General features: G+C 47.6%; 20 protein-coding genes. 14 read left to right on the top strand and 6 right to left on the bottom strand.

Annotated features, from left to right (window positions below):
- Positions 1-3: 3 nt before the first annotated feature.
- A complete protein-coding gene (locus tag ACLQ3M_RS10585; RefSeq protein WP_411677652.1) occupies positions 4-1,026 on the bottom strand; it encodes a zinc-binding alcohol dehydrogenase family protein in 1,023 nt (340 codons plus the stop codon).
- A gap of 58 nt (positions 1,027-1,084) precedes the next feature.
- Complete coding sequence (locus ACLQ3M_RS10580) at positions 1,085-1,411, bottom strand: hypothetical protein (protein ID WP_411677651.1); 327 nt, start codon at positions 1,409-1,411, stop codon at positions 1,085-1,087.
- Between the two features lie 581 nt (positions 1,412-1,992).
- Here ACLQ3M_RS10580 and ACLQ3M_RS10575 point away from each other — a divergent pair.
- The 4 genes from ACLQ3M_RS10575 (at position 1,993) to ACLQ3M_RS10560 (ending at position 5,884) form a co-directional block, all read left to right on the top strand.
- Positions 1,993-3,447 carry an NAD(P)/FAD-dependent oxidoreductase gene (locus ACLQ3M_RS10575; RefSeq protein WP_411677650.1) on the top strand — a complete coding sequence of 485 codons (1,455 nt, stop codon included), beginning with the start codon at positions 1,993-1,995 and terminating at the stop codon, positions 3,445-3,447.
- 43 nt (positions 3,448-3,490) lie between these two features.
- Positions 3,491-4,726: an NAD(P)/FAD-dependent oxidoreductase gene (locus ACLQ3M_RS10570; protein ID WP_411677649.1), complete on the top strand. Its 1,236-nt coding sequence runs from the start codon at positions 3,491-3,493 to the stop codon at positions 4,724-4,726.
- Entirely contained in the window at positions 4,720-5,082 is a 363-nt protein-coding gene (locus tag ACLQ3M_RS10565; RefSeq protein WP_411677648.1) for a DUF1667 domain-containing protein, read from the top strand. The genes ACLQ3M_RS10570 and ACLQ3M_RS10565 overlap by 7 nt, the downstream gene beginning before the upstream one ends.
- A gap of 103 nt (positions 5,083-5,185) precedes the next feature.
- Complete coding sequence (locus ACLQ3M_RS10560; RefSeq protein ID WP_411677647.1) at positions 5,186-5,884, top strand: FadR/GntR family transcriptional regulator; 699 nt, start codon at positions 5,186-5,188, stop codon at positions 5,882-5,884.
- Positions 5,885-6,209: 325 nt separating this feature from the next.
- Here ACLQ3M_RS10560 and ACLQ3M_RS10555 read toward each other — a convergent pair whose 3' ends face one another.
- The 4 genes from ACLQ3M_RS10555 to ACLQ3M_RS10540 all read right to left on the bottom strand — a co-directional run bounded on the left by ACLQ3M_RS10555 (position 6,210) and on the right by ACLQ3M_RS10540 (position 10,506).
- A complete protein-coding gene (locus tag ACLQ3M_RS10555; RefSeq protein ID WP_411677646.1) occupies positions 6,210-8,021 on the bottom strand; it encodes an ABC transporter permease in 1,812 nt (603 codons plus the stop codon).
- Entirely contained in the window at positions 8,018-8,701 is a 684-nt protein-coding gene (locus ACLQ3M_RS10550) for an ABC transporter ATP-binding protein (RefSeq protein ID WP_411677645.1), read from the bottom strand. Before ACLQ3M_RS10550 ends, ACLQ3M_RS10555 begins: the two co-directional genes overlap by 4 nt.
- A 72-nt stretch (positions 8,702-8,773) precedes the next feature.
- Positions 8,774-9,721 (bottom strand): sensor histidine kinase, encoded by a 948-nt coding sequence (locus ACLQ3M_RS10545; protein WP_411677766.1) that lies wholly within the window; start codon positions 9,719-9,721, stop codon positions 8,774-8,776.
- 98 nt (positions 9,722-9,819) lie between these two features.
- Complete coding sequence (locus ACLQ3M_RS10540; protein WP_411677765.1) at positions 9,820-10,506, bottom strand: response regulator transcription factor; 687 nt, start codon at positions 10,504-10,506, stop codon at positions 9,820-9,822.
- Positions 10,507-11,044: 538 nt separating this feature from the next.
- Between ACLQ3M_RS10540 and ACLQ3M_RS10535 the strand changes: the two genes are divergently transcribed.
- From ACLQ3M_RS10535 to ACLQ3M_RS10490, 10 genes are all read left to right on the top strand, one after another.
- Positions 11,045-12,235, top strand: coding sequence for a mandelate racemase/muconate lactonizing enzyme family protein (locus tag ACLQ3M_RS10535; RefSeq protein ID WP_411677644.1), 1,191 nt, complete (start codon positions 11,045-11,047; stop codon positions 12,233-12,235).
- Positions 12,236-12,377: 142 nt separating this feature from the next.
- Positions 12,378-13,796, top strand: a complete 1,419-nt coding sequence (locus ACLQ3M_RS10530; protein ID WP_411677643.1) for an APC family permease — start codon at positions 12,378-12,380, stop codon at positions 13,794-13,796.
- Positions 13,797-13,854: 58 nt separating this feature from the next.
- Complete coding sequence (locus tag ACLQ3M_RS10525) at positions 13,855-15,060, top strand: mandelate racemase/muconate lactonizing enzyme family protein (RefSeq protein WP_411677642.1); 1,206 nt, start codon at positions 13,855-13,857, stop codon at positions 15,058-15,060.
- Between the two features lie 179 nt (positions 15,061-15,239).
- Positions 15,240-16,034, top strand: coding sequence for a FadR/GntR family transcriptional regulator (locus ACLQ3M_RS10520; RefSeq protein ID WP_411677641.1), 795 nt, complete (start codon positions 15,240-15,242; stop codon positions 16,032-16,034).
- A 590-nt stretch (positions 16,035-16,624) separates the two neighbouring features.
- Positions 16,625-17,728 (top strand): galactose ABC transporter substrate-binding protein, encoded by a 1,104-nt coding sequence (locus ACLQ3M_RS10515; protein ID WP_411677640.1) that lies wholly within the window; start codon positions 16,625-16,627, stop codon positions 17,726-17,728.
- A gap of 85 nt (positions 17,729-17,813) precedes the next feature.
- Positions 17,814-19,313, top strand: coding sequence for a sugar ABC transporter ATP-binding protein (locus ACLQ3M_RS10510; RefSeq protein WP_411677639.1), 1,500 nt, complete (start codon positions 17,814-17,816; stop codon positions 19,311-19,313).
- 20 nt (positions 19,314-19,333) lie between these two features.
- The gene (mglC, locus tag ACLQ3M_RS10505; RefSeq protein WP_411677638.1) at positions 19,334-20,557 is read left to right on the top strand and encodes a galactose/methyl galactoside ABC transporter permease MglC; all 1,224 of its coding nucleotides are present in this window, start codon (positions 19,334-19,336) and stop codon (positions 20,555-20,557) included.
- Positions 20,558-20,737: 180 nt separating this feature from the next.
- Positions 20,738-22,336 (top strand): response regulator, encoded by a 1,599-nt coding sequence (locus tag ACLQ3M_RS10500; RefSeq protein WP_411677637.1) that lies wholly within the window; start codon positions 20,738-20,740, stop codon positions 22,334-22,336.
- A 9-nt stretch (positions 22,337-22,345) separates the two neighbouring features.
- Complete coding sequence (locus ACLQ3M_RS10495) at positions 22,346-24,148, top strand: histidine kinase (RefSeq protein WP_411677636.1); 1,803 nt, start codon at positions 22,346-22,348, stop codon at positions 24,146-24,148.
- Between the two features lie 7 nt (positions 24,149-24,155).
- Positions 24,156-25,109: a substrate-binding domain-containing protein gene (locus ACLQ3M_RS10490; protein WP_411677635.1), complete on the top strand. Its 954-nt coding sequence runs from the start codon at positions 24,156-24,158 to the stop codon at positions 25,107-25,109.
- Positions 25,110-25,113: the final 4 nt, after the last annotated feature.

Raw genomic sequence — 25,113 nt, 5'->3', positions numbered from 1 at the left:
CCTTCAGAACTTCAAAATAATTTTAGAAATATTCTGGGGCTCCGAGTCGTTCAGTTTCAACGCGTCCAGGATATTTTCGAAAAAGAACTCATGCGAAATCATTTTGCCCGGTTGAATCAGGCCTTTTTCAAACCATTCGATCACCTGCGGAAATTTATGGCTGTTCAAGCGGGAACCGCAAATTTCCAGCTCTTTTTTCGTGATATCCAGTTCCGCGACAGCGGACGGCTTCGGGGTAAATCCAAGTGTGATGATTGCACCTGCATTCGAAGCAATCCGAACAGCCTGTTCCAGAACAGCAGGCACACCGACAGCGTCGACGATTTTATTGACTCCGCGCCCCTGTGTTACCTCCATCACATATTCTTCTAGGTTCCGGCGGGAAGGATTCACAATATAATCCGCATGGAAACTCTTCGCCTTCTCTAACCGGGAATCGAGAAGATCGCTGACCATGCACCGGGCTCCGATCACCTTACAAGCCTGCAGGACAATCAGTCCGATCGGGCCACATCCATTGATCAGCACCAGGTCATCCAAAGTGATTTTTCCACGCCAGATCACCTGCGCCGCGATGGAAAACGGTTCGACCAGGGCGGCTTCCTCAAAACTGATCCGATCGGAAATCTTATAAACATTTTCCTTGCGTGAAATCATGTACTCGGCAAATCCCCCGTCGGCATGGACACCCCTGACCTTCAGGTTTTCACAAACGTTTGGCTGACCTTTTCGGCACGCATAGCAATGACCGCAGGCGACGACCGGGTCAATCACGACATGGTCGCCCTTTTTGAAGGAATCGGAGACGGATCCGGTTTTTACTATCTCTCCTGCAATCTCATGTCCAATGATGCGCGGATAGGTTGCAAGAGAATTGGTTCCCTTGAAAATTCCCACGTCCGAACCGCAGACGCCGGCCGCCCTAACTCGGATTAAAACCTCGTTTTCACCGATTTCGTCCGGCAAATGCTCCGTTGAGATAACGAGATCACCCGGTTGATTAATTTTGACTGCTTTGTAATCCAAGCTCAACATCTCCTAACAACGACAGACACAATATTCCATCAATGCCACAGCAGCGCTTTCAGGCATGCTGCTTTGGCATATCGGTCTCGAAAAAGATCAGAGTGAACAGCATGACCGCCAGCATAACAAGTACCAGCCCTGTTACATTTTTCCCAAGATTCGTTCCAATCACGATTGCACTCAGGGTCAAAAGTGCTTCGGTTTTTACTGCCAGCAGAGAAAAAGTACTGAAACGGTAAAGTGCTTTTCTGGCTTTCTCCTCTTTCAGAATCGGCAGCAGCTTTGAAGAGTACATTCTCCATTCAGGATGAATTTGAAACAGCGTTAAAAGCAGATAGGAAACCACCTGCAAAGCGAACAGATACAGCAAATAGTTTTTGGACACCGTATTCGATCCTGACCAAAACAAATCCGGAATCTGTTCCGGAAGGAACCTGTATCTCAGGAGCAGCGATATGAACGAAGCGCTTACGGCAAAAAGGGCCGGAACTTCAAGTAACAGATTCGGGAAATTTCCTGCGATCCTCTTATCCGAACGATTTCTCATGTCTGATTTTCCCTTCTTTCAATACACTCATCGATTAATATGTTAATACTAATATATCAGTTTGTCTATTAACATATTTCATGATATATTTTAATTTTTTTTATTGATTTTGTATAACAACCATCCAATAGAGACTTTATTTCCTCGCTTTTTAGTGTAAAACTAAACCCCAAAATTCTAATCTGAAATTTACTAATTAATCATTTACATATAATAATAAATATTAATCATATATATTTTTAGCATATAATTATTTAGTTTTTATAAACATAGTACCTATTTTTTTGTAAACTACAATAAATTAGCATTAGAATTATTTAAATTAAATAAAACATACGCTTATATCTTTACATTAATGCATTTATATGCTATAACAGTCCTATAAAACATTGGACCACTATTATTGAGGTGAAAAAATTATGCAACAGCAATTCGATGTACTTATCGTTGGAGGCGGCGTTGTCGGCTCGGCCGTCGCTCGGGAATTAACGAGATATAAACTGCAAATCGGTGTTCTGGAAAAAAATCCGGACGTCTGCAATGAAACCAGCGGTCGGAATTCCGGAGTGGTACACGGAGGTTTCGCTTATGATACCGGCAGCCTGAAGGCACGGCTGTGTGTGGAGGGCAACCAGGAATTCGATCATGTCGCCGAAGAATTGGACGTACCGTTCCGGCGCACTGGCAAATTGCTGGTTGGAAGCACGGACGAAGACATGAAGAACCTAGAAAAAACAATGCTTCAGGGAAAGCGGAACGGGGTCCGTGGGCTATCTCTGATCGACCGGAAGCGCCTGCACGAACTGGTACCCGCCGTTCAAGGTGAGTTTGCCCTGTTTTCCTCAAACAGTGGCATCGTCGACCCGTTCCGGTACACCATCGCGCTTGCCGAAAACGCGGCTTTGAATGGGGCTTCTTTTTTCTTTGGACATGAGGTGACAGCGATCCGCAGAAATACGGATCAAACCTACACGGTCACTACAACGGAAGGAATTTTCCGTACGCGCTGGATTGTCAACTGTGCAGGACTGGGATGCGGCAGTATTTCCAATATGCTTGGTATCACGGGCTACCGGATTGTTGGGTCGAAGGGCGACTATATCATCCTTGACAAAAAAACCGGTTCCTTGCTTCCGATGCCCGTTTACCCCGTTCCCAGCAATACCTATATGGGGGTTCATGTAACGCCGACGGTAGACGGGAACGTCATTGTCGGCCCGAATGCGGAAAACGTGACGAATTTCACCTATTATGGGGTTCCGCAGAAAAGTATCGATTTTCTGGCTCAAAGCGCCTCCGAGCTCTGGCCCTGCATTCACAGAGCGGATTATATTAGAAACTACTCCGGCATTCTTCCGAAATGGGTGGATAAAAACGGCGTCATTCAGGACTTCAAGATCGAGGTGCGGGACGATGTCGCCCCACAGGCGATGAACCTGATCGGCATTGAATCCCCCGGCCTGACGGCTGCTTTGCCAATTGCACGGACGGTAGTCTCTCTGATGGCGGAGCGAACCGACCTGAAACCGAATTCGAAATTCCAGCCGCGCCGGAAAGGCCTGGAGCGCTTCGCCCTGCAGAGCGAGAAAAGAAAACAGGATCTGGTCGCTCTGGATCCGGACTACGGCGACGTGATTTGCCGTTGTGAAGAAGTTACGAAGGCGGACATCCTGCAAGCGATCCATAATCCACTCGGCGTCCATACGCTGACCGGAATCAAATACCGGACACGCTCCATGATGGGCCGCTGCCAGGGCGGGTACTGCCAGATGCGCGTCGCAGAGCTGATCGAGCAGGAACTGGGAATTCCCCCTGAAGAGCTTCTCTATGAACGGAAAAGCTCAAGAATTTTTACCGGAAAGGTCCGGGGTTAATCGGACTTCGGACGAGAAAATATGTGAAAAGAAGGTGCTATTCTTGAAAAAGAAAGACGTAGTCATCATCGGAGGCGGCCCCGCCGGGCTCGCCGCGGCGGTTGAACTCTGCCGAAGAGGCATCAGGGACATCCTGATTCTCGAGCGCGAGGATACTGCCGGCGGCATCCTGAAACAGTGTATCCACGACGGATTCGGCCTCACCAGGTTCCATAAAACACTCAGCGGCCCGGAATATGCGCAGAGGTTTTTGGACGAAGCGGAAAAAGAGAATATCCAGATTCTCACCGGGACTTCCGTTTTGTCCCTCACTCCGGACAGAATCGTCACAGCGGTAAGCCGCGAAGGGTTCACACATTTTGAGGCGAAAGCAGTGGTTCTTGCAATGGGCTGCAGGGAACGCACGCGCGGGGCACTGGCGATTCCGGGCGAGCGGCCCGCCGGGGTATTCACCGCCGGAGTCGCGCAGTCCTACATTAACCTGCATAACCGGATGATCGGTAAGAAAGCCGTTATCCTGGGCTCCGGAGATATCGGCATGATCATGGCAAGGCGTCTGAAGCTGGAAGGCGCTGAAGTTTCCGCCGTTTTTGAAATTCAACCCTATCCGAGCGGCCTGCCGCGAAACATCCACCAATGTCTGGACGACTACGGCATTCCGCTTTACCTGAGCAAAACAGTTACGGATATCCATGGGAAAACACGCCTGACCGGTGTTACGGTGTCTCAGGTGGATGAAAAGCTGAAACCAATCCCCGGTACGGAACAGGATTTCGCCTGCGATACCCTGATTCTTTCCGTTGGCCTAATTCCGGAAAACGAGCTTTCCCTGCAGGCCGGCGTCGAACTGGATCCCCGAACGAAAGGAGCGGTAGTGGATGAATTCTGCCGGACCAGTGTGGAAGGAGTTTTTGCCGCCGGCAACGTTCTGCATGTCCACGACCTGGTGGATTTCGTATCATTGGAGGCGGAACATCTCGCGGATTCCGTTGCCGAATACATCAAAACCAGCGGTCTGCCGGAAAACCAACTGAGAATTCTGACGGGCGGAAACATCAACCATACCGTTCCGCAAAAAATCAGCGGCAAAGAAGGCTTCACCCTGTCTTTGCGGGTTAACCGGCCGCTTATCGGGTGTGAAATTCAGATTCTTCAGAACGGTAAGGTCATACAGAGCAAAAAAATAAAAAAGGCCATTCCCGCAGAAATGATTCGGATTCCCGTCAGGCAGGAATCTCTCTCCGGGAACGGAGACCTGGAGGTGCGAGCATTATGCTGAAAAAGTTTGTGTGCATCATCTGTCCCAACGGATGTGAAATCTCAGCGGAATTGGAAGAAGGGAAAATCATCTCCGTCCAGGGAGCGGGATGTCAACGCGGTCAGGAATATGTGCGTCAGGAACTGGTCAACCCGGTCCGGAATATTGCCTCTTCCGTTCTGCTGGAAGGCGGCGTTCTTCCGTTAGCAAGCGTCCGACTGTCCAGTCCCGTACCAAAGAGTCGGATTTTCGATGTAATGGACGAAATCAAAAAGGCAAAGCTGACGGCTCCTGTTTCAATCGGCCAGACGGTGATCCACAATGTTCTTGGACTTGGCAGCGACGTCGTTGTTACAAAAAACATCTCCGCCAACTGATTTTAACGGATTTGGTATTTTATAGTAAAATCTTTTGTGTTAAACTAATTGAGAAAATAATCATGCCAGCGCTCCGCCGGCGGACAGCGGAAGGTTGAAGCCGATGAAGGAAAAAACATCTTATTCCTCCATGGATCATAGAACTTTGATCGAGCGGACTACGAATGAAATCGTAAAAATCATACAGGATAAAAAATATCAACCGGGCGACAAGCTTCCCAATGAATACGAACTTGGCGGCATGCTCGGCGTAAGCCGGAATACAGTGCGCGAAGCTTTGCGCGCTCTTGCTTCGAACAATGTCATTGAAATCCGTCAGGGCGCTGGCACATTCATCTCTGAAAAGATGGGCGTACCGGACGACCCCCTGGGCTTTTCCATGATCAAGGATAAAAACAAACTGACAAGGGACCTGCTCCAGCTTCGCTGCGTCATCGAGCCCCCGATCGCCGCGCTGGCAGCGCAGAACGCCACACCGCAGGAGATCGCGAATCTGGAAGTCGCCCTGCTGGAGGTAGAGGGGCAGATTGCCCAGCACACACGGTTTGCGGAAAAAGACCGCAATTTTCACACTCAAATCGCGCGCTGCTCCGGAAACCTTGTCGTTTCCAACCTGATCCCAATCATCAGCGAGGGTGTCACCGTATTTTCCACTGTCGTCAGCCGTCAGGAATTCGAGCAGACGTTGAAATCTCATAGAAGCATTTTTGAAGCAATCCGGGACAGGCGTCCTGTGGAGGCGGAACAGGCGATGCTCTTCCATCTGTTGTATAACATGAATCGCTTCCATCTCGGTAATTGATTAAAGAATCTTTCGGCTCTCCTTTGCATAGTATTTAGGATGTAAAAAGAGCACGGCGGCATTCTCTTTATGCCGCCGTGCTCTTTACTTTGTGTGGATCGTTTTGCTATTGCTCAGCACAAAAACAGCCCCCGGCACAGCCGGGGGGATTCCTATGCGAGCAAAGCCCTGTTTTACTGGCTTCACCTCTGAAATTCAAAGCCGCCGTTCATTTGGCGCGAGGCAATGTCTGTTGTAAGACGGCTTTTTTCTAATGCCGCCGTCCGGCAGATCGTATAAAATTCAGTTTGGTTTAACCTGTTTCGCTATTTTCATCCATAGCGCCTTACAGTTCATTGATTGTATCCGTAACAGCCATATTCCGAATTCGTTTTGCCGGAGCATAGACCGCAACGATAGCGGCGACAGCAACAAACAGGAGAATGATCGTGAGAGGAAGAACAGGAACAGTCCAAGTAGCGTAGCTAAAATGAGCAGTGATAAGGAAATCATATAACAGCTTACTCGCCAGTAGACCGACGGTACAACCGACGGCACAACCGGATACAGCATAGGTAAACGCCTCTGCGGCTATCATCTTCGTTATCTGATGTTCATCCATGCCGACTGCGCGCATGGCTCCGTACTGCCTGATCTTTGCAGACACACTCATGGAAATGCTGTTCATAATGTTTAATACAGTGACTAAAGTAATAATGGCCAAAAACGCATATACAAAAAATACGAATGCACTGAAGGTATTGGCGGTACGCTGATTGCGCAGATCGAAAAACGTACCGTTTTTGCCTGCTGCGCTGCGGATGGCAGCCACATTTTCATCCGTTGCATCTTTTGTTGTTTGGATCAGCACGAGCGAATAATTGGAAATGCCGGTCAGCCGGGTAAACGTTTCGTCGGAAGTAATAAGCGTTATTTTTTCGTCCAAGCTACCGTCGCTGCTAAAGGGGTTGTATTTCAGCGTCCCCGCGATTGTCAGTTCCTGACCGTCCGCCTGTAGAACGTCGCCTGCTTGCAAGGGATCGTTTTTGCCGCAAATTGCGAGTACATACTTGCTGTTTCCGTACACTTTCGCAATATCGCTGCCTTCTTTCAGCAATTTATCTTTTGTAAGGCAGTCCAGGTCAAAGTTACTATAGGAAATCAGGTCGATCCTTTCCGACCGGGAATTGTCATTTCCGACTTTCGCCGGAACATCAGATAGGTTACGGCGGGCAAAAACACGTTTCACGCCATTCATGCCTTGAAGTTTGCTAAGCAGCGTACTGTCTATGGAGTTTGAAGCACCGCTGCCGGAAATTTTGATGTCGGCGGTATTTGACGACTGCGGCATAAGGTAGCCGACAAACGCTATCACAACAGAAAAACTCAAAAAGAGGATAATGCTGAGCGCGAAAGACCCCGTCATAAGAATCAGGTTTCTCTTATTTGACACGGCATGGTGAACGCCAAGGGCGGTTTCAATTTTGAAAAAACGGGTATGCAACGCATGGTTTGCGTGGTTTGCAGTTTCAGCGTTGCCCGATACCGCTGTTACAGGGGATACTTTGGCGGCCCGTTTTGCGGGAGAACCCGCGGCAACAAGGACCGTAATAACTCCAACAAGGATTCCGCTGACAATTCCGATCAGGCTGATTCCGAATAACGGTATGTTGGAAAACTCTTCCCCAACAAGGAACCGCAGCACGGCGCACAGCACCCATGTGATTACAATTCCAAGGACAACGCCGATCGGAATAGCCGTTTTGCACCAGTTCAGCGCTTCTAATCTTACAAAACGGATAATTTGCCGCCTGCTCATTCCAATACAGCGCATCATGCCGAAAAATTTTGTCCTCTGAGCGACATTGCTGTTAATGCTGCTTGAAATCATCAGCACACCAGCAATCAGGATCAGCACAAACAGAGCCGCAGCGAAAAGAAAATAATTCTGTACCGCAGCGCTACCGATCATATTTTGAAGCGCCTGACTGCCGTGCTTTGCCAGTAATCTTGCTGTTTCCATTCTGACGCTCATGTCTGCCATGGAAAAAACGGATGTTACCAAAAACACTGCAAAGATGATGCAAAGAAGCGTCATGCGGTTTTGCCGTCTGTGTACCTTTGCGGAAATCGGAATCAGGCTAAGATAGCTTTTCATTCGCGGCACCTTCCGAAATCAGTTAATACACCGTCGGAAACTTGCAGAATCCGGTCTGCGGTCTGTGCGATGCTTCGGTTATGGGTGATCATCACAATCGTCTGTTCGTATTTCCTGGCGGCTTCTTTCAGTAAAGCGATTACCTCGCTGCTGTTCTGCGTATCCAGATTACCTGTCGGCTCGTCCGCAAGGATCAGGGACGGCCGAGTAATCAGCGCGCGCCCTATCGCCACACGCTGCTGCTGTCCGCCGGATAACTGGCTGGGCAAATGGTTGCGGCGTTCTTTCAAATTAAGCACCGCAAGTAATTCTTCCAGAGACTTTTGGTTGGGCTTCCGGTAATCGAGCAATACGGGAAATATGATGTTCTGCTCGACCGTCAGCTCAGGAATCAGGTTAAAGCTCTGAAAAACAAATCCGATGTTTCTGCGGCGAAAAACAGTCAGGCTGCTTTCTTTCATTGCAAAAATATCTTTTCCGTCGACAAACACTTTCCCGGATGTCGGACTATCAAGCGCGCCCACCATATTCAAAAGGGTGCTTTTACCGGAACCGGATTCTCCTACCACAGCGACAAACTCACCCTTCGGGACGGAAAAGCTGACTTCTTTCAATGCGTGTACGGCTGCTTCCCCTCTGCCGTAGGTTTTGGAAACTGATTGAACTTCCAATAAATTCACAGGTTACCTACCTCTTTCTGCTTTGATATGGAAAGAGTATCACGTCAGTCCTACTCTCACATGACGCCCATCCTACAATTTTGTAGGAATAAGAAAGTCGATTGTAAAAGCAGTGCCGGTTCCCAATTTGCTGTCTACCTCGATTGCACCGTTGTGAGCTTCAATAATAGCTTTTGCCAGCGGTAAACCAAGCCCTACGCCCTGCGTATCTTTCGAAAAACGGCTGCGATAGAACCTTTTGAAAATATGGTGCAAATCCTCCGGGTGAATACCGCTTCCGTTGTCCTTAATGATGACTTGAATAACCGACGCAAATTGTTTCCACTCAATATCAATTTCGTCGCCTTTTTGTGTATGGTCAAAAGCGTTTTTTACAATATTGCTGATTGCTTCAATCAGCCAATTACGGTCACACGAAAAAAAGATGTTTTCGTCGCCGGATAAAATCATTTTCTTTTCTTCTTGCATGGCTCGAAACGCAAAGTGCCTTTCAATCCCGCCCATCATTTCGGATACGTTTTCTTCAGCCTTTTCTATCACGATTGTCCCGGCGTCGAGTTTTGCGATTTTCAAAAGATTTTGTACGAGTGTTTCTATTCTTTCCAACTCTTGTTCCGAAAGGTCAGTAAACTCCCGAACCGTTGGTGAATTCTCCGCTTCACCCTGTAAAATACCGTTATATACATTAAGCGCCGCGAGCGGCGTTTTTAGCTGATGCGAAATATCCGCTATGGTATTCTTCAAAAATTCTTTCGCTCTCAGTTCATTTTCAGCGTGGGCATCCAAAATGGAAACCAAAGAATTCACTTCGTGAAAAAGTCTGTATAACTCGCCCTCCTCATCACACCGGATGCGGGCGTCTGAATCTCCGGCTATATACTCTGTAATTTGCTCCGCGGCGGTTTCAATAATCATTTGCTGTTCTTTGAAATACCCATAGCAGAAAATCAAGATTACCACGGCCATGCATAATGAACATAGAAAGATATAGGCCGCTGCATTTTGAGCTGCTGCGTTCATGAAAACTGCCCCTAGAACCGCGAACACAAGTATGCACATCAGAATTCTGAAAAAGAGAGCCTTAATTTTTTTGTTTGCCAGTATTTTCATCGTACACCTCAGTCAGTCGAATTCCATTTATAACCCATCCGTCGAACGGTAATGATTCTTGTGGGATTACTCGGATCATCTTCAATTTTTGTGCGTAGTCTTCGGATATATACTGTAAGTGTATTGCTGTCCACATAATTCTCGCTGCAATCCCATAACCGGCTTAAAATTCGTTCCGGTGAGAGAACTATATTGGGGTTTTCCATAAAAAGACGCAGCAGCTTATATTCGCCTGCCGTTAATTCAAGCCGTTCGTCATTTTTATAAGCTTCTCCTTTTAGGAGTTGAATTCTAATCCTGTTAGAACACAGTTCAGAATCCGTCTGAATAAAATTATTGCTTCTGCGGAGCAGCGCGTTTATTCTTGACATAAACACAGCCAACTTAAAAGGCTTTGTCATATAATCATCGCCGCCGATATCAAGTCCCATAATAATGTCGGTTTCTTCGTCCGCCGCAGTCAGAAATATAATGGGTACTTTTGAAGTCCGCCGGATTGTTTGACAAATATCATAGCCGGAACCATCGGGCAGAGAAACATCTAAAACCACCAAATCATATTTTTCGTCCGCCCATATTGCATTTGCCTCACAGCTCGTGCGGGCAATGTCCAAGTCATATCCCTGCTTTTGAACCGCAAAGGATAGACCATTGATCAGGCTCAAGTCATCCTCAACTAACAAAATACGCTTCATTTGCTTTTCACTACCCCTTGGTTGATCGATTTTATATTTCTTAACAGCGTACAGGCAATTGCCCAATTTTCACACCTCCCGGAATGAGGCCCGAAGAGCAATCGTAATGCTTCTTTCAGCGTAATATCGTCCGTCCTCACGCCTCCAATATTTTTATTATATTTCGTTACCTCGAAGAAAGCAATGTGCCGAAGCCTACAGCACATCCCTCCTATGCTTAGCAAACAGGAACGGTCCCATCCGTTCTTTTTTTCAGCTTTTTGTATTCGTACCGAGCCTTCTGTCAACTCTTTTTCCGGCTCTTGCTGAAATTCTTTCCTCGTCAGTCCTCGCAGCCCTTTCGCGTTCTTTGGCATTTTTCCGCAACAGCCAACCCCATTAAGGCCATTCTGCTTAATATTACACAAAAATTTTTAGATTGATTTTATTTTTTTTACAAATTTATCATATATTTCTTGACTTTACAAGGAAAAGTATATATACTGGTTACATAGCGAACAAGTGATCAAGCGAATAAACGAAAAGGGAGAAGAGCTGTATGAAAATTACAAAGGTGGAAGTCTTTCGCCTTCCCACTGCCAAGAGCAAAATGAACAGCCCAATCGGCTGCCGAATCCACACCGACACGGGAATTCGCGGTGACGGTGAAGCCGGCATGGCCTACGGCGTGGGTGGTTCCGCGGCGTTTGGCATGGTGTGCGACCTGGCTGAACTGATCATCGGTATGGATCCGCTGCAAACTGAGCTAATCTGGGAAAGCATGTATAAAAAGACTTTCTGGGGCCAGAACGGCGGCCCGGTGGTATTTTCCGGTATTGCAGCGATTGATGTCGCGCTTTGGGATATTAAAGGAAAATATTTTAATGTTCCTGTCTATCAGTTGCTGGGTGGTAAAATGCGCGACAAGCTTCGCACCTACGCCAGCCAATTACAGTTTGGCTGGGGGCAGGTCGGAGTGAGCGAGCACCTCTGGGCTGTCAAGCCGGAGGATTACGCCCACAATGTGAAGTTAGCTGTGGCCGAGGGATTCGACGCGGTGAAGATCGACTTCTTCGACCGGGACGAGGAGGGAAAACCACTAAGCTTTCTGGATACTACCGGTTTTCTCACGCCTTCTCAGCTCAAGATGGTGGAAGCCCGGATGAAGGCGTCACGGGAAGCCGCCGGCGACGATGTTGACATCATCATGGAAAACCATTCCTATCCGGACGCCCTGGGTGCGGTGCAGCTTGGCAAGCTGGCCGAAAAATATCACATTCTGGCATTTGAAGAGCCGAATACTCCCACCACCCAGACGGTAGAATACATCGCCAAATACATCAGTGTTCCCATTGCCAACGGCGAACGTCTTTTCTCCCGCTGGCAGTACGCCGACTACTTTAAGCGCAATCTTTTGCAGCTGGCCCAGCCCGACATTGGAAACTGCGGCGGGATCAGCGAAGTAAAGAAAATCTGCGACATGGCCCACGCTTTTGACGCAGGGATCCAGATTCATGTCGCCGGCAGTCCTCTGACCACCAACGCAGCATTGCATCTGGAATGTGTCATTCCCAATTTTGTCATTCACGAGCATCACACCTGCAACCGGATGGACACCTGCCTGAACCTCACGAAGTACAACCTTCAGCCTGAAAACGGATACTTTACCGTTCCAGACCTGCCCGGCATCGGCAACGAGTTCCTTCAAGAAGCTATCGACAAGGCGATTCTCTACAAAGTGGTAGAGTAATTTCAATTGTCGGTCATGACTTCGGAGAAAAAAGGTTCAAATATCCCACCTGTCAAAATCCTGTTATGGCATCTCTGGCAAAGCACTTAATCAAGAATGCGAGGTTACCGTTAAATTAAGAGAGAAAACGAGGAGATTTATTATGGCGATCAAAGTGATTAAAGAGCCAGCACCAAAACCCGGAACTCTCGGAAAAACCGAACTTTTTGCGCTAGCCGTTGGACAGGTTATTGGTGCCGGCGTCATCACTCTTATTGTCCCTGCAATCAAAATGACTGGTTATTCCGCCTGGCTTGCCTACTTTGTGGCTATTATCATGGGTTTTATTATGATTCTGCCTTACATCTTTGTTGCATCAACTCTGCGGCTGGGCGGCGGCAACTATTCCATGCTGTGTGAACTGGCAGGACCAGTTACTTCCGGAATTTTTGCATTCTCCTATTTGACACAATGCCTGTCACTGTCCCTTTTCGGCACCGCCGCGGCTGCCTATCTTGGCGATATTATTCCTGCTCTGGGCGGCGCAATTCCCCGCACGATGATAGGAGTTTCCTTATTGACCTTCTTCTTTATTGTCAATCTGTTAGGCGTGGACGTAATGGCAAAGGCCCAAAAGCTGATGACCTGGCTGCTCATAGCCGCGCTGGTTCTCTTCGCCATTGTGGGTATTTTTAAAATCAAACTGCCGATCTTTAATTTTTCGGACCCGAATTTTCTGATTAACGGCTGGGGGGTAGTCTTTAACAAGGGTCAGATTTCCGGCGGTTTCACCGGTGCCGTCCTGCTGTTTGTGTACTCCTGTCAGGGCTATTACATGACGATTGCCTATGGCCGGGATGCCAAAAACGCCAAGCGGGATATTCCTGCGGCCCTGCTGATGACCGTTCCCACACTCATCATTCTTTATGTGGGCGTAGCCATGGCCGGCGTGGGCGTGATCAGCGTGAAAGAATACGGCGCTTCAACCACTCTGGTTTTTGCCGCACAGCGCATCTTCCCTTCCTGGCTGTTTTACTTCTTTATCATAGGCGGCCCCATTATGGCTCTGCTGTCTACCCTGAACTCCAGCTTTGCCTATAACGCCATCACCATAGGCCAGTCTTGCGACGATGGTTGGCTCCCTTCCGCTTTTGGAAAGAAAAACGCCAAGGGCTCCCGCGTCTTTATTCTGACCTTCATGTACATCTTGGGTATTCTCCCTGTCATTTTCGGTCTGTCCATTACCGTCATTACGAATATGGTACAGATCTTTACCTCCTTTTTCGCTTTTCTGAACTTCGCGGCGCTGATCCGGCTGCCCGGAAAATATCCTGAGGCCTGGAGTAAATCCCGCTTTCATGTGTCCAACGGCCTGTACTACGCCATTTGCGTCTTATCTCTGGTCGGGTTCATTGTGGTATTCTGGAAGTCCTGTTTGTCCATGACCCCGGCTCTGGCAATTGCGAATGTATCGGCGCTGCTGATCATGGCGGCCATCGGAGTCTGGCGCGCCAAACGCGGCAATATTGAGATTCACACCTCTGTTTGGGCCGATGACGAGGAAAAGGCCCCCGCAGAATAAACAGTTTTCTCTTGAAGTTTTCAAATGATTTTATGGTACAAGAAAGGAGCAACTTCTTATGAAAATCACAAATGTAGAATGTTATCTTGGCGACGGTGCTCTTGGCGGTTTTGTTACTGTCAAAGTTAACACAGACGAAGGTATCAGCGGATTCGGCGAGGCTGGTTTGGCCTATGGCAACTGCTCTGAGGCAGCCTTTGGACAGTGCCAGGACTTTGCAAAACTTGTTCTTGGCATGGATCCCTTCAATACCGAGAAAATTTGGGAGCACCTGCATCGCCACACCTTCTGGGGCATGGGAGGCGGCGTGGTCGTCACCTCCGCCATGGCGGCCATAGACACTGCCTGCTGGGATATCAAGGGAAAGGCTCTGAATCTGCCCGTCTACAAACTTCTTGGCGGCAAGACCAACGACAAGCTCCGTGCTTACGCATCCCAGCTTCAGTTCGGTTGGCGAAAAATCATCGAAAAGAACGACTCTCTTACTCTTCTGTACGACCCCAAGGACTACTACGATGTTGTTAAGGACGCTATGGCAGACGGCTACGACGCCGTTAAAATCGACCCTGTTTTCGCCCCGTGTCAGGAAAAGGATTTTGGCGAGGTATTTGCTACCCAGGGCAACCAAATTCGTGGCTGCTACCGGGAGCATGACTTGAAGCGTTCCGTAGAGCGCATCGCGGCGGCGCGCGAAGCCGGCGGCGACGATATGGACATCATCATCGAAATTCACTCCCTGCTTGACGCCAACACCTCCGCTATTTTAGGTAAGGCACTCGAGCCCTATCGGATCATGTACTTTGAGGAGCCCACAATGCCCTGCAATCCCACTCTCTTTAAACATATCAAAGAGCGCAGCGGATTGCCTCTCGCTACCGGTGAGCGCAGCTACACCCGCTGGGGGTTCCGCCAGTTCTTTGAAGACCGTACTCTGGACGTGATCCAGCCTGACCTTGCCAACACCGGCGGAATTACAGAAACCAAGAAAATCAGCGATATGGCTCAGGTCTATGACATAGGCGTTCAGATTCACGTCTGCGGCGGTCCTATCGCTACCGCCGCCGCTCTTCAGGTGGAAGCTACTATCCCCAATTTCGTCATTCACGAGGAACACAACGCCAATCTGCTGACGAAGTTTAAGAACGCCGGCAAGTACTATTACGCGCCGAAGAACGGCTTCTACGAGATTCCCGAGCTCCCCGGCATCGGTCAGGAAATGAGCGAGGAATACATGGCAAAAGCTAAAAAAGTCGTTATTAAATAACTACCGATTATAATTTCTTCTATTGCAAGCAGGCACCTTCCAATCGAAAGGCGCCTGCTTCTTTACTGCTTTATTTGCTTCTCCCCTAAGAGGTTCCATTTCGTCGTTTATTTTAAAAAGAATGACATTATATCAGAAAAGAGTTATAATTAGAAAAAATATGATTATAGGTGAGCGGTATGGAAAAAGAGCCCCTCGGCAAGTCTTCCCACCGAAAAATGAGAATAAGCCGAATATCTATTGTGGACCAGGTTTGCGCGTCCATCAAGCGGGATATCGTGGACGGTATCTGGAAAGTGGGAGACAAGCTTCCCTCAGAGTCTGAGTTTGCTGACGCTTTCGGCGTGAACCGCTTAAGCGTGCGCATGGCCCTACAGAAGCTCAGCACCCTGGGCATTATCGAAACCCGGGTGGGCGAGGGGTCATTCATCCGTAACTTTTCCCTCAAGCCCATGCTGAGTGAGATATCTATCTTTTATGAGGGCAAAGATAACTACCAAGATGTACAGCAATTGCGCAGCCTGCTGGAATATGATTGTATGCGCTTGTCAATCCTCTCTGGCACCGATGCGGAGAAAGAGGAATTGCATAAGGCCCTGATGCATTACAACAGCCTTGCGCTGGATTATAACCTGGATGTGGACAATGAAGACTTACTGGAGCGTTTGGTTGACGCAGACTTCAACTTTCACTACAAAGTGGTGAAAATGAGTCACAACAGACTGTATAAGGACGTTTATTTCATGGTACAACAGCTAATCCGCAGGCATATTACCCAGTTGGTAAGAGCCCGTGCCCATCGTCGGGCTGAGGCCGGCCTCCCTCCACTGGGAGAAAATGATACTCACAACAAAATTTATAACTGTATTATCAGCTCAGATACCGCCGCGCTTCGGCAGATTACAGACGAGTTGCTCGGCATTACCCCCGTCGAGGGAATGGACGTTTTCGGCGGACAAAGTTTCAATGAGTGAAAAGAACACACTCAAACATGCCAAGATCGCAAAAATTCCGATGACAGCGTAACAAAAAACAGTTAGTTCGTTTTTCACCCGCATCAATGATGTGCCTCCCTGAAAATTTCTGACGGGCAAGTTTAGTCGGGAGCATAATGAATTGAGCCTACCTCAAAGGGGTGGGCTTAATTTATTTAAACAAGTAAATTCAAGCCATACCGTAACTTAACAATAAGAATTTCTTCTAAGTCCAGGCGGCGCAAAAGCTGCCTGGGCTTTGTTTCGTCCGTCGTTTTTCGCTACGGTTACATTTTTGTACCGACAGTCAACCGGCAAATTCAGCGGTTTCCTTCCGTTCAATCCCACGGTTGATGTCCTCCCCCCCAGTCAATGACACGCGGGCATCTTTTTGCAAAATTATAGACAAAATTGCATCAATCAGTTAAGAATTTTAATATAAGATAGAAGAATTTTATATGGATTTTTCCTTATCGGAACCGTATACTTATAATTAATTAATAAGAAAGACCGGTTTGCGATCGCCAAATTGTTCAACACGCACAAACGGTTTGCTTTCCGGTCCGAATTAATTCTAAGGAGGAAGTTATATGAAAAAGACCTTGGCAATGGTTATGGCTGCTCTGATGATGGGCACCGTAACAGTTGGGTGTTCCAGTTCTACACCGGCTTCATCGGCCGGAGGGACATCGTCGGCAGCCGGTACGGAACCCACATCCAGCGAAACCGCAGCAGTTGATCCGTCTGATGTGACAATCGGCGTCTGCATCTACAAATTTGATGATACCTTTATGACGGGCGTTCGGGATGAGATGACGAAAGAGGCCCAAAAGCTGGGTGTAACGCTGAACATCGTTGATTCACAAAGCAAACAGGCCACGCAAAACGAACAGGTTGACACTTTCCTGACAAAGGGTGTAACAGCTTTGTGCGTCAACCCGGTTGACCGGACTGCCGCCGAGTCCCTCGTGAAAAAGGCAAAGGACAAGAACATACCGATTATCTTTCTGAACCGCGAACCGGAAGCCGACATTCTGAAAAGCTATGATAAAGCATGGTACGTTGGAGCAAAAGCAGAACAATCCGGGACTATGTCCGGCCAGCTTATCGTGGACTACTTTAAGAAAAATAAAGATGCCGATAAAAACGGCGACGGGAAAATTCAGTATGTAATGCTTCAGGGCGAGCCGGGACATCAGGACGCCGTGCTCCGGACACAATATTCTATTCAGGCAATCACCGACGGCGGCTTTCAAACAGAAAAATTGGCAGCTGATACTGCTTACTGGGATAAAGCAAAAGCCACGGATTTGATGAATACATTTATTACTTCTAAGGGCATTGATAAGATTGAAGCCGTTCTTTGCAACAACGACGACATGGCTCTCGGCGCCATTGAGGCGCTTAAGGCTCACGGCTACAACAAGGGCGATAAGTCCAAGTACATTCCTGTAGTCGGCGTCGACGCGACGGCTCCGGCTCTGGAGGCCATGAAAGAGGGTTCCATGTACGGTACGGTTCTGAATGACGCCGTCAACCAAGGCGACGCGTCCGTTAATATTGCCGCCGCTGCCGCCGAGGGCAAGGAAATTTCCAAAGATAATATCGGTTATGAATTGACCGACAACAAGTATGTCTGGATTCCTTATGTACAGGTGACTCAGGACAATTACACAGATTACATGACCAAATAAGATACGGACAGCATGTGGGGAACGTGAAGACGGTTCTTTTCGTTCCCCATCGCTGCATACCTCTACGGAAAAGGAGGGCTGACAGTTGAGTGAATACATCCTAGAAATGAATCACATATCAAAATCATTTCCGGGCGTAAAAGCCTTGGAGGACGTAAACCTGAAAGTAAGGCCCGGCAGTGTGCATGCGTTGGTTGGCGAAAACGGAGCCGGAAAATCGACCCTGATGAAATGCCTGTTCGGCATTTACATAAAAGACGAAGGCGAAGTAATTTTTAACGGACAAGAGGTTGAAATCGCCAATACCAGGCAGGCGCTTGACTTGGGAATCTCCATGATCCACCAGGAACAGCACCCGATTCGTTACCGCCCTGTCATGGAGAACATCTGGCTCGGGCGATTCCCGAAAAACGGGCCTATTGTAAGCACGAAAGCCATGGTCCGCAAAACAAAAGAACTGTTTCAGGAGATTAATCTCGATGTGAACCCGGAGGCCTTGGCAGTTACGTTATCTCCTTCCAACCTGCAGCTTGTTGAAATTGCTAAGGCGGTCAGCTACAATTCAAAGCTGATCATCATGGATGAGCCGACCTCTTCCCTGACGGACAATGAAACCGAGCATTTATTCAGCATCATGAGACATCTTCAGGAAAAGGGCTGCGCGATTATCTATATTTCCCATAAGATGGAAGAAATTCTAAAAATCTCAGATGAAGTCACTGTTATGCGAGACGGAAAACACATAGGTTCCTGGCCTTCTTCCGAAATGACCACGGACCAGATGATTCAGATGATGGTCGGGCGTGAACTGACCAACAGATTCCCCCCTAAGAACAGCGTCCCCGGCAAGGAAATTGTTTTTCAGGCCAGCGATCTGTGTTCTGCCGAAGCAAGATCGTTCCAGCATGTCAGCTTCGAGCTTCACAAAGGAGAAATTCTGGGACTGGGAGGACTGGTAGGAGCCCAGCGGACGGAACTGGTCGAATCCATATTCGGCCTGCGGGGAATCGCCTCCGGAGAAATCTATAAAAGCGGTCAAAAAATTGAAATCAAGTCGGTTCAGGACGCAAAAAAGAACGGTCTGGCTCTGCTGACGGAAGAGCGCCGGGCTTCCGGCGTCTACGCGCATCTGTCCGTTTTGGACAACACGGTCATCGCGAGCCAGAAAAAATTTGCCAAAGGCGGCCTGCTCAACGATTCAAAACGCTACAAAGCCGCGAAATCAATGAGTAAAACCCTGAATGTAAAAACCCCGAATCTTGATACGGAAATGGAGAATCTTTCCGGAGGCAATCAACAAAAGGTTCTGATTGCCCGCTGGCTTTTAACCGATCCGGATATACTGATTCTGGATGAACCAACCCGCGGAATCGACGTTGGCGCCAAATATGAAATTTACACCATCATGCTCGATTTGATCAAATCAGGCAAATCAATTATTATGATCTCTTCCGAAATGCCGGAGCTGCTTGGAATGGCAGACAGAGTCATGGTGATGTGCGAGGGCCGGGTCACGGGTATTCTGAACCGTGAGGATGCCGACCAGATTTCGGTCATGCGTCTCGCAACACAATACAGAAATTAGATTAGGAAGTGAGAGTACCTATGGATCAGGAAGGAAAAGCTGTGCCGCGCAGAAAATTTGCGGCGGTATTTATGGCGGCGGGCATTTGCTTTGCGATTTTCGGCGCCATTCTGGGGTTGCTGTTACATATCAAGAAGATTTACGACCTGCCCGGGTTCCTTGCCATTATCGGCGCGTGCCTGTTTATGTACGGTGTTCTTCAAACGTTCAACACCGGCAGAAAAGGGGAAGAAGTTCTGTTTTCCCGCAAAAGCGCGAAATCCTTTTTTCTGAATTATGCGCTAATTTTCGCGCTGCTTGTACTAATTATTATCATCATTTTTATCGAACCCCGTTTCATGAAATTCGACGTGCTGTTCGATATTCTCGCGCAATCTTCCATTCGTTTAATTATCGCCCTGGGAATCTGCATCACATTGCTGATTGCAGGCACCGATCTTTCTGCCGGGCGCATGGTCGGGCTGGCCGCTGTTATTTCCACTTCCATGCTGCAGAATCCCGATTATGCCCACAGGTTTTTCCCGAATCTCCCTCAGGTTCCGATTATTCTGCCGATTCTTCTTGCAATTTTTGCGTGCGGTATCTTCGGCGCGATCAACGGATTCCTTGTGGCAAAATATAACATGCATCCGTTTATTGCAACCTTGGCAAGTTCGGTCAGTATTTACGGCATCTGCTCCCTGTATTTTGATATGCCCCCAAACAATTCTCAGCCGATCGGCGGCGTCCGTGAAGATTTTACGAATCTGGCACAGACCAAGCTGTTCGACAAAGTGTCCATTCTGGTCCCCATCGCAATCGCCGTCACAATTCTAATGTGGATTATTCTAAATAAAACTGTTTTCGGCAAAAACATCTATGCGATCGGCGGAAATATGGAAGCCGCGCGCGTTTCCGGGGTCAATGTTTTTAAGACGCTGATGGGAATCTTTATTCTTGCAGGCGTTTTATATGGGTTCGGCGGCGTTCTGGAAGCTGCCAGAACAGCAGGAGCCTCCAATCAATACGGCTACGGATATGAACTCGACGCCATCGCCGCCTGCTGCGTCGGCGGTGTGTCTCTCGCCGGCGGCATCGGCAAAATCAGCGGCATCGTAACCGGCGTCCTGATTTTCACCGTCATCCAGTACGGCCTGCAGTTTATCAATGTCAGCCCCATGTGGCAGCAGGTCATCAAAGGTATTATCATTGTGGTCGCGGTTGCAATAGATCTTTCAAAATACCACAAGGTTTTGTGGCACTGATATGGCTGCAAATGCACCTTTCTATATTCAGCTCATGACAGGTCTGTTGTCATGAGCTGAAAGCTGTTTTTGAAACGTCTTTATGTTATAATACTGTTTAGGGACAAATCACACAATCTGTCACTGATACGAATTACTTTTTGTGCTTAATCATTGCAATTATTGAAACGAAGGAATCATATGAGATTGTATCGAATTTTATTGGCCGACGATGAACGAGAAATCTGCGAAGGAATCGCCAGAAGAATCGACTGGGCTCAACTGGGTTATACCTTTGTCGGCTCCGCAGAAAACGGAGTCGACGCCCTGGAGAAGGCGGAAAGGCTGCATCCGGACGTCATTATGACGGATATTAAAATGCCGTTCCTAAGCGGACTTGATCTTTGCGAAAGAATCTGCGCCATGATGCCCTCCACAAAAATGATTGTCTTTTCAGGTTTTGACGACTTTAAGTTTGCGCAGCAGGCAATCAAGCTGCACGTTGCCGAATATATCCTGAAACCGATTGATTCCGTGGAGCTGACCAAAACCCTGAAGAAAATAAAAGCTCAGCTTGACCGGGAATTCAATGAAAAAACGAATATTGAAATGCTTAGAAAAGCGTACGAGGACAGCCTCCCGATTATGCGCCAGCAGTTTTTTTCAGGGCTGATTGAAGGACATTTGACACCGGAACAGCTCAACGCTCAGGCATGCACCTTCCATCTGAATCTGGATGTGGAGGGATGGGCCGCCGCGCTTCTGCGTGCCGACCCCAACATCGATGAGAAATGCAATCTGAAAGGAAAAGAAGAACTGATTCCTATTTCGGTCAAAAGCATTCTGGATGATATGTTGGGGAATTTCTGCAGTTTTATTGATTTTCTGTACTATGACTGTGTCATTGTAATCGCATATTTTCATGATAACAACCTGATTCCCATGATCAACGGCATAAACGAAGTTTGTAAGTCGGCTCAACGAGTTCTGAATTTAAAAGTAATGGCCGGGATCGGTACCATAAAGCCAGACCTGCATCAGTTGAGGGAATCCTATCGTGAAGCGTTCACCGCGCTGGAATACAGTGCCGGTATGGGCGGAGACAAAGCGATCTACATCAACGACGTCGAACCTGACGAAACAGCCAGAATCGAATTTTTTCAGGAAGATGAAGACGCGATTTCGAATCTGATCAAAATGGGAGATGAGCGTAAAATTGAAGAGAAGATCGACAGCTTTTTCTCCCATCCAAAATCAGCACTGCTTCCGTTTGATCAATATCGGATTTATCTGCTGGAAATCATCACGTCGTTTTTGAAGGTGCTGCATGCGTACGGACTGGACGGCAGTGAGATTTTTGACGAAAATTTCAGCTACACGGACGCTCTTACCAAATTGCAGACCCCGGATGAAATCAAACAGTGGTGCGCACAGGTTTGCATCAGAATCAGTTCAAAGATCAAATGCCAGCGGGTCAACAATACAAAAATCCTCGCGCAGCACGCGATTCAGTACATAGAGGAAAATTATCAGAAAACCGGCATCTCCGTCGAAGACCTGTGTTCCTTTCTTCATGTTAGCCCGACTTATTTCTCGACTGTTTTCAAACGGGAAACCGGAAAAAGTTTCGTATCCTACCTGACAGAAGTACGCCTTCGGCAGGCGGTTGACCTGCTGAACACAACCGAAGATAAAACTTATGTGATCGCCCAGAAAGTAGGCTATGCGGAACCCAACTATTTCAGTTATGTCTTTAAGAAAAAATACGGCGTATCTCCATCCAAATACAGAGATTCCTGAGGGATTACAATGTGGGACAAGATTAGAGTTTTCAAAGATCGGATCCGGCATTCTTTGCATAAAAGGAGCATTCAGTTTTCCATTTCCATTTCATTCACGATCGTAATGGTAATCGGAATGGCGCTGATCGCCGTTTCCCTGTCCGTAAGATATGTGAATTCGACAATGGAAGTCATTTCAAACAGCAATAAGCGCATTGTGGATCAGATCAGCCTGAACTTGGATTCTTACCTTCGAAGCATGATGAGAATCTCCGACTCCATGTATTACCGGGTCATTAAAAATTCCGACCTGAAGGATGACAATATCAACTATCAGATGAGTTTGCTTTATGAAACAAACAGAGACCAGCTTGTCAGTATCGCCGTCTTTTCAGACGACGGAAAAATCATAGCGGCGGAACCGCTTTCTCAGCTAAAGCCCTCTATCGACGTAAAAGAACAGAGCTGGTTCCAAATTGCGATGGCCAGAATCGAAAATCTCCATTTTTCGACTCCACACGTGGAAGATCTTTTTTTAGACCCGGACGACAATTCTCATTGGGTGATTTCTCTCAGCCGTTCGGTAGAGCTGACCTCGGCCGGCTCCATTATCCACGGCGTCCTGCTGGTAGACATGAATTACAGCGGAATTGAACAGGTCTGCAAAAACAACTATCTGGGCGGGTCCGGCTATGTTTACATCACGGATGAAAAAGGTCAAATCATTTATCACCCCAAGCAAAGGCTGATTTATTCCAACCTGACGAATGAAAACAACCTGGACAACGCAAAGCATGAGGACGGTACCTATTCGGAAACGTTTAACGGCAGGCAGCGGCTGATCACCGTCAAGACCGTCGGATACACTGGATGGAAAATTATCGCGGTCAACCCGATTCAGGATATCACGGCGAATTACTCCAACTTTACGTCTTATACCCTTTTGTTTGCCCTGTTCATTTCCTATCTGCTCATCATCGTCAATATGTTTTTATCCTCCCGCATTGCAAAACCGATCATGAAGCTGGAAAATTCCGTAAAAAATCTGGAGAGCGGCGACCTTGACGAACAGAAGATCGCAATCAGCGGTTCCTATGAAGTCGAACACCTTGGAAAAGCAATCCGTTCCATGGTCCGTCAGACCAGAACGCTGATGGACGATATTGTATCGGAGCAGAAAGCCAAGCGGCGAAGCGAGCTCGATGCTCTTCAGGCGCAGATCAATCCCCATTTTCTGTATAACACTCTGGACTCGATTGTCTGGATGAACGAAAACGGAAAATACCAGGACGCAAACACAATGGTCACTTCTCTGGCTAAGCTGTTTCGTATCAGCATCAGCAAGGGAAAAAACATAATTTCCGTTGCCGATGAACTGGAGCACGTGAAGAATTATCTGATTATTCAAAATTACAGATTTGCCGACAAATTTCAGTATTCGATTCATTCGGAACCGCAGGTTCTGCAGTGCGCAACAATCAAATTGATCATTCAGCCGCTGGTCGAAAATTCCATTTATCACGGAATGGAATTCATGGATGACGGAAAAATCAGAGTCGAGGCCTATTGTAAAGATCATGAATTATGGATCGATGTCATCGACAACGGACCCGGAATGCCGCAGGAACAGGCTGATCGTCTGCTGAGTGAAAACGCTGCGCTCGTTCGGGGAAGCGGCTCCGGCATCGGACTGAAGAACATCAATGAAAGAATACAGCTTTATTTCGGCGTGCAGTACGGTCTTTCCCTGTTCAGCGAACCGGACGTCGGTACCACAGCAAGAATTCATCTGCCTAAAAAAAGTCTGGAAGAATTTGAAGAAAAGGAGTGAAAGCCGGGTGTCACGAAACAAACTCATCATCTTTTTCATCCTGCTGCTGATCCTGTCAGGCTATTATCTTTATCTAAACAACAACGGCACAAAGTCCACCAGCGAGCCCTATGCAATTTCCGTTATTTGTTCGGGAAAAAGCACCGAAAATTTGTCTGTTATGAAGTCTGGAATTGAAAAAGCCGCGGATGAGATGAATGCTGACATCAGCTTTTACACATTGACCAGCGACAATGACGCGAATCAGCAGATTGAGCTTTTGAAACGGGAAATCAATAACGGTGCAAACGCGGTGCTGATCATGCCGGTTGATTCCCCCAACTTGATAAAACCAATGAAGGAAGGGGACAAAATAGTTCCCGTGATTGTCCTGCAGTCCTCCCTCTCTAATTTGTCCGACCTCGTTAACATCTCCTGTAACAACGACCAGCTAGGGCAGAATTTGGCGAAAGAAATCTTACAGAAACAGAATTCCTCTCAACGTTTTGTGATATTGAATCGAAAAAACAGTCCGGAGTTTTGCGGCGGCGTGGAAAAGGTTTTGAAAGATGCTGGCGCCAAGCCCTCTTATCTGGATTTTTCAGATCTTTCACAGGATGCCCCAGGCCATGCCGAAAGAATCCTGCTCCAACACAAAGGAGAAGTTTTCATTGCTGCGGACAGTGCGACTCTGGAGCTCTTTGGAAAGGCTGAAAAAGTTCTGAAATCCAAGGCCGCTGCGAATACTCAAATTTTTGGAGTCGGTCGGAGCAGTTCGATTGTCTCTCTGCTGGAAGAAGGTGTCATTCAAGCAATCGGTGTGGAAAATCAATATGGGATCGGGTATCTGGGAATCAAAATGGCAGTCGACCGCATCAATCACATTCCGTGCAAAAATATGAACATTAATTTCGTTATCTCTGACAGTTCAAATATGTATCACCCCGAAAACGAATATATGCTGTTTCCGTTTGTAAGTTGACAGG

Source organism: Caproicibacter sp. (genome assembly GCF_046707225.1).
Classification (GTDB): Bacteria; Bacillota; Clostridia; order Oscillospirales; family Acutalibacteraceae; genus Caproicibacter.
The sequence above is the reverse complement of the archived record's forward strand: the minus strand, read 5'-3'. Positions and strand labels throughout refer to the sequence as shown.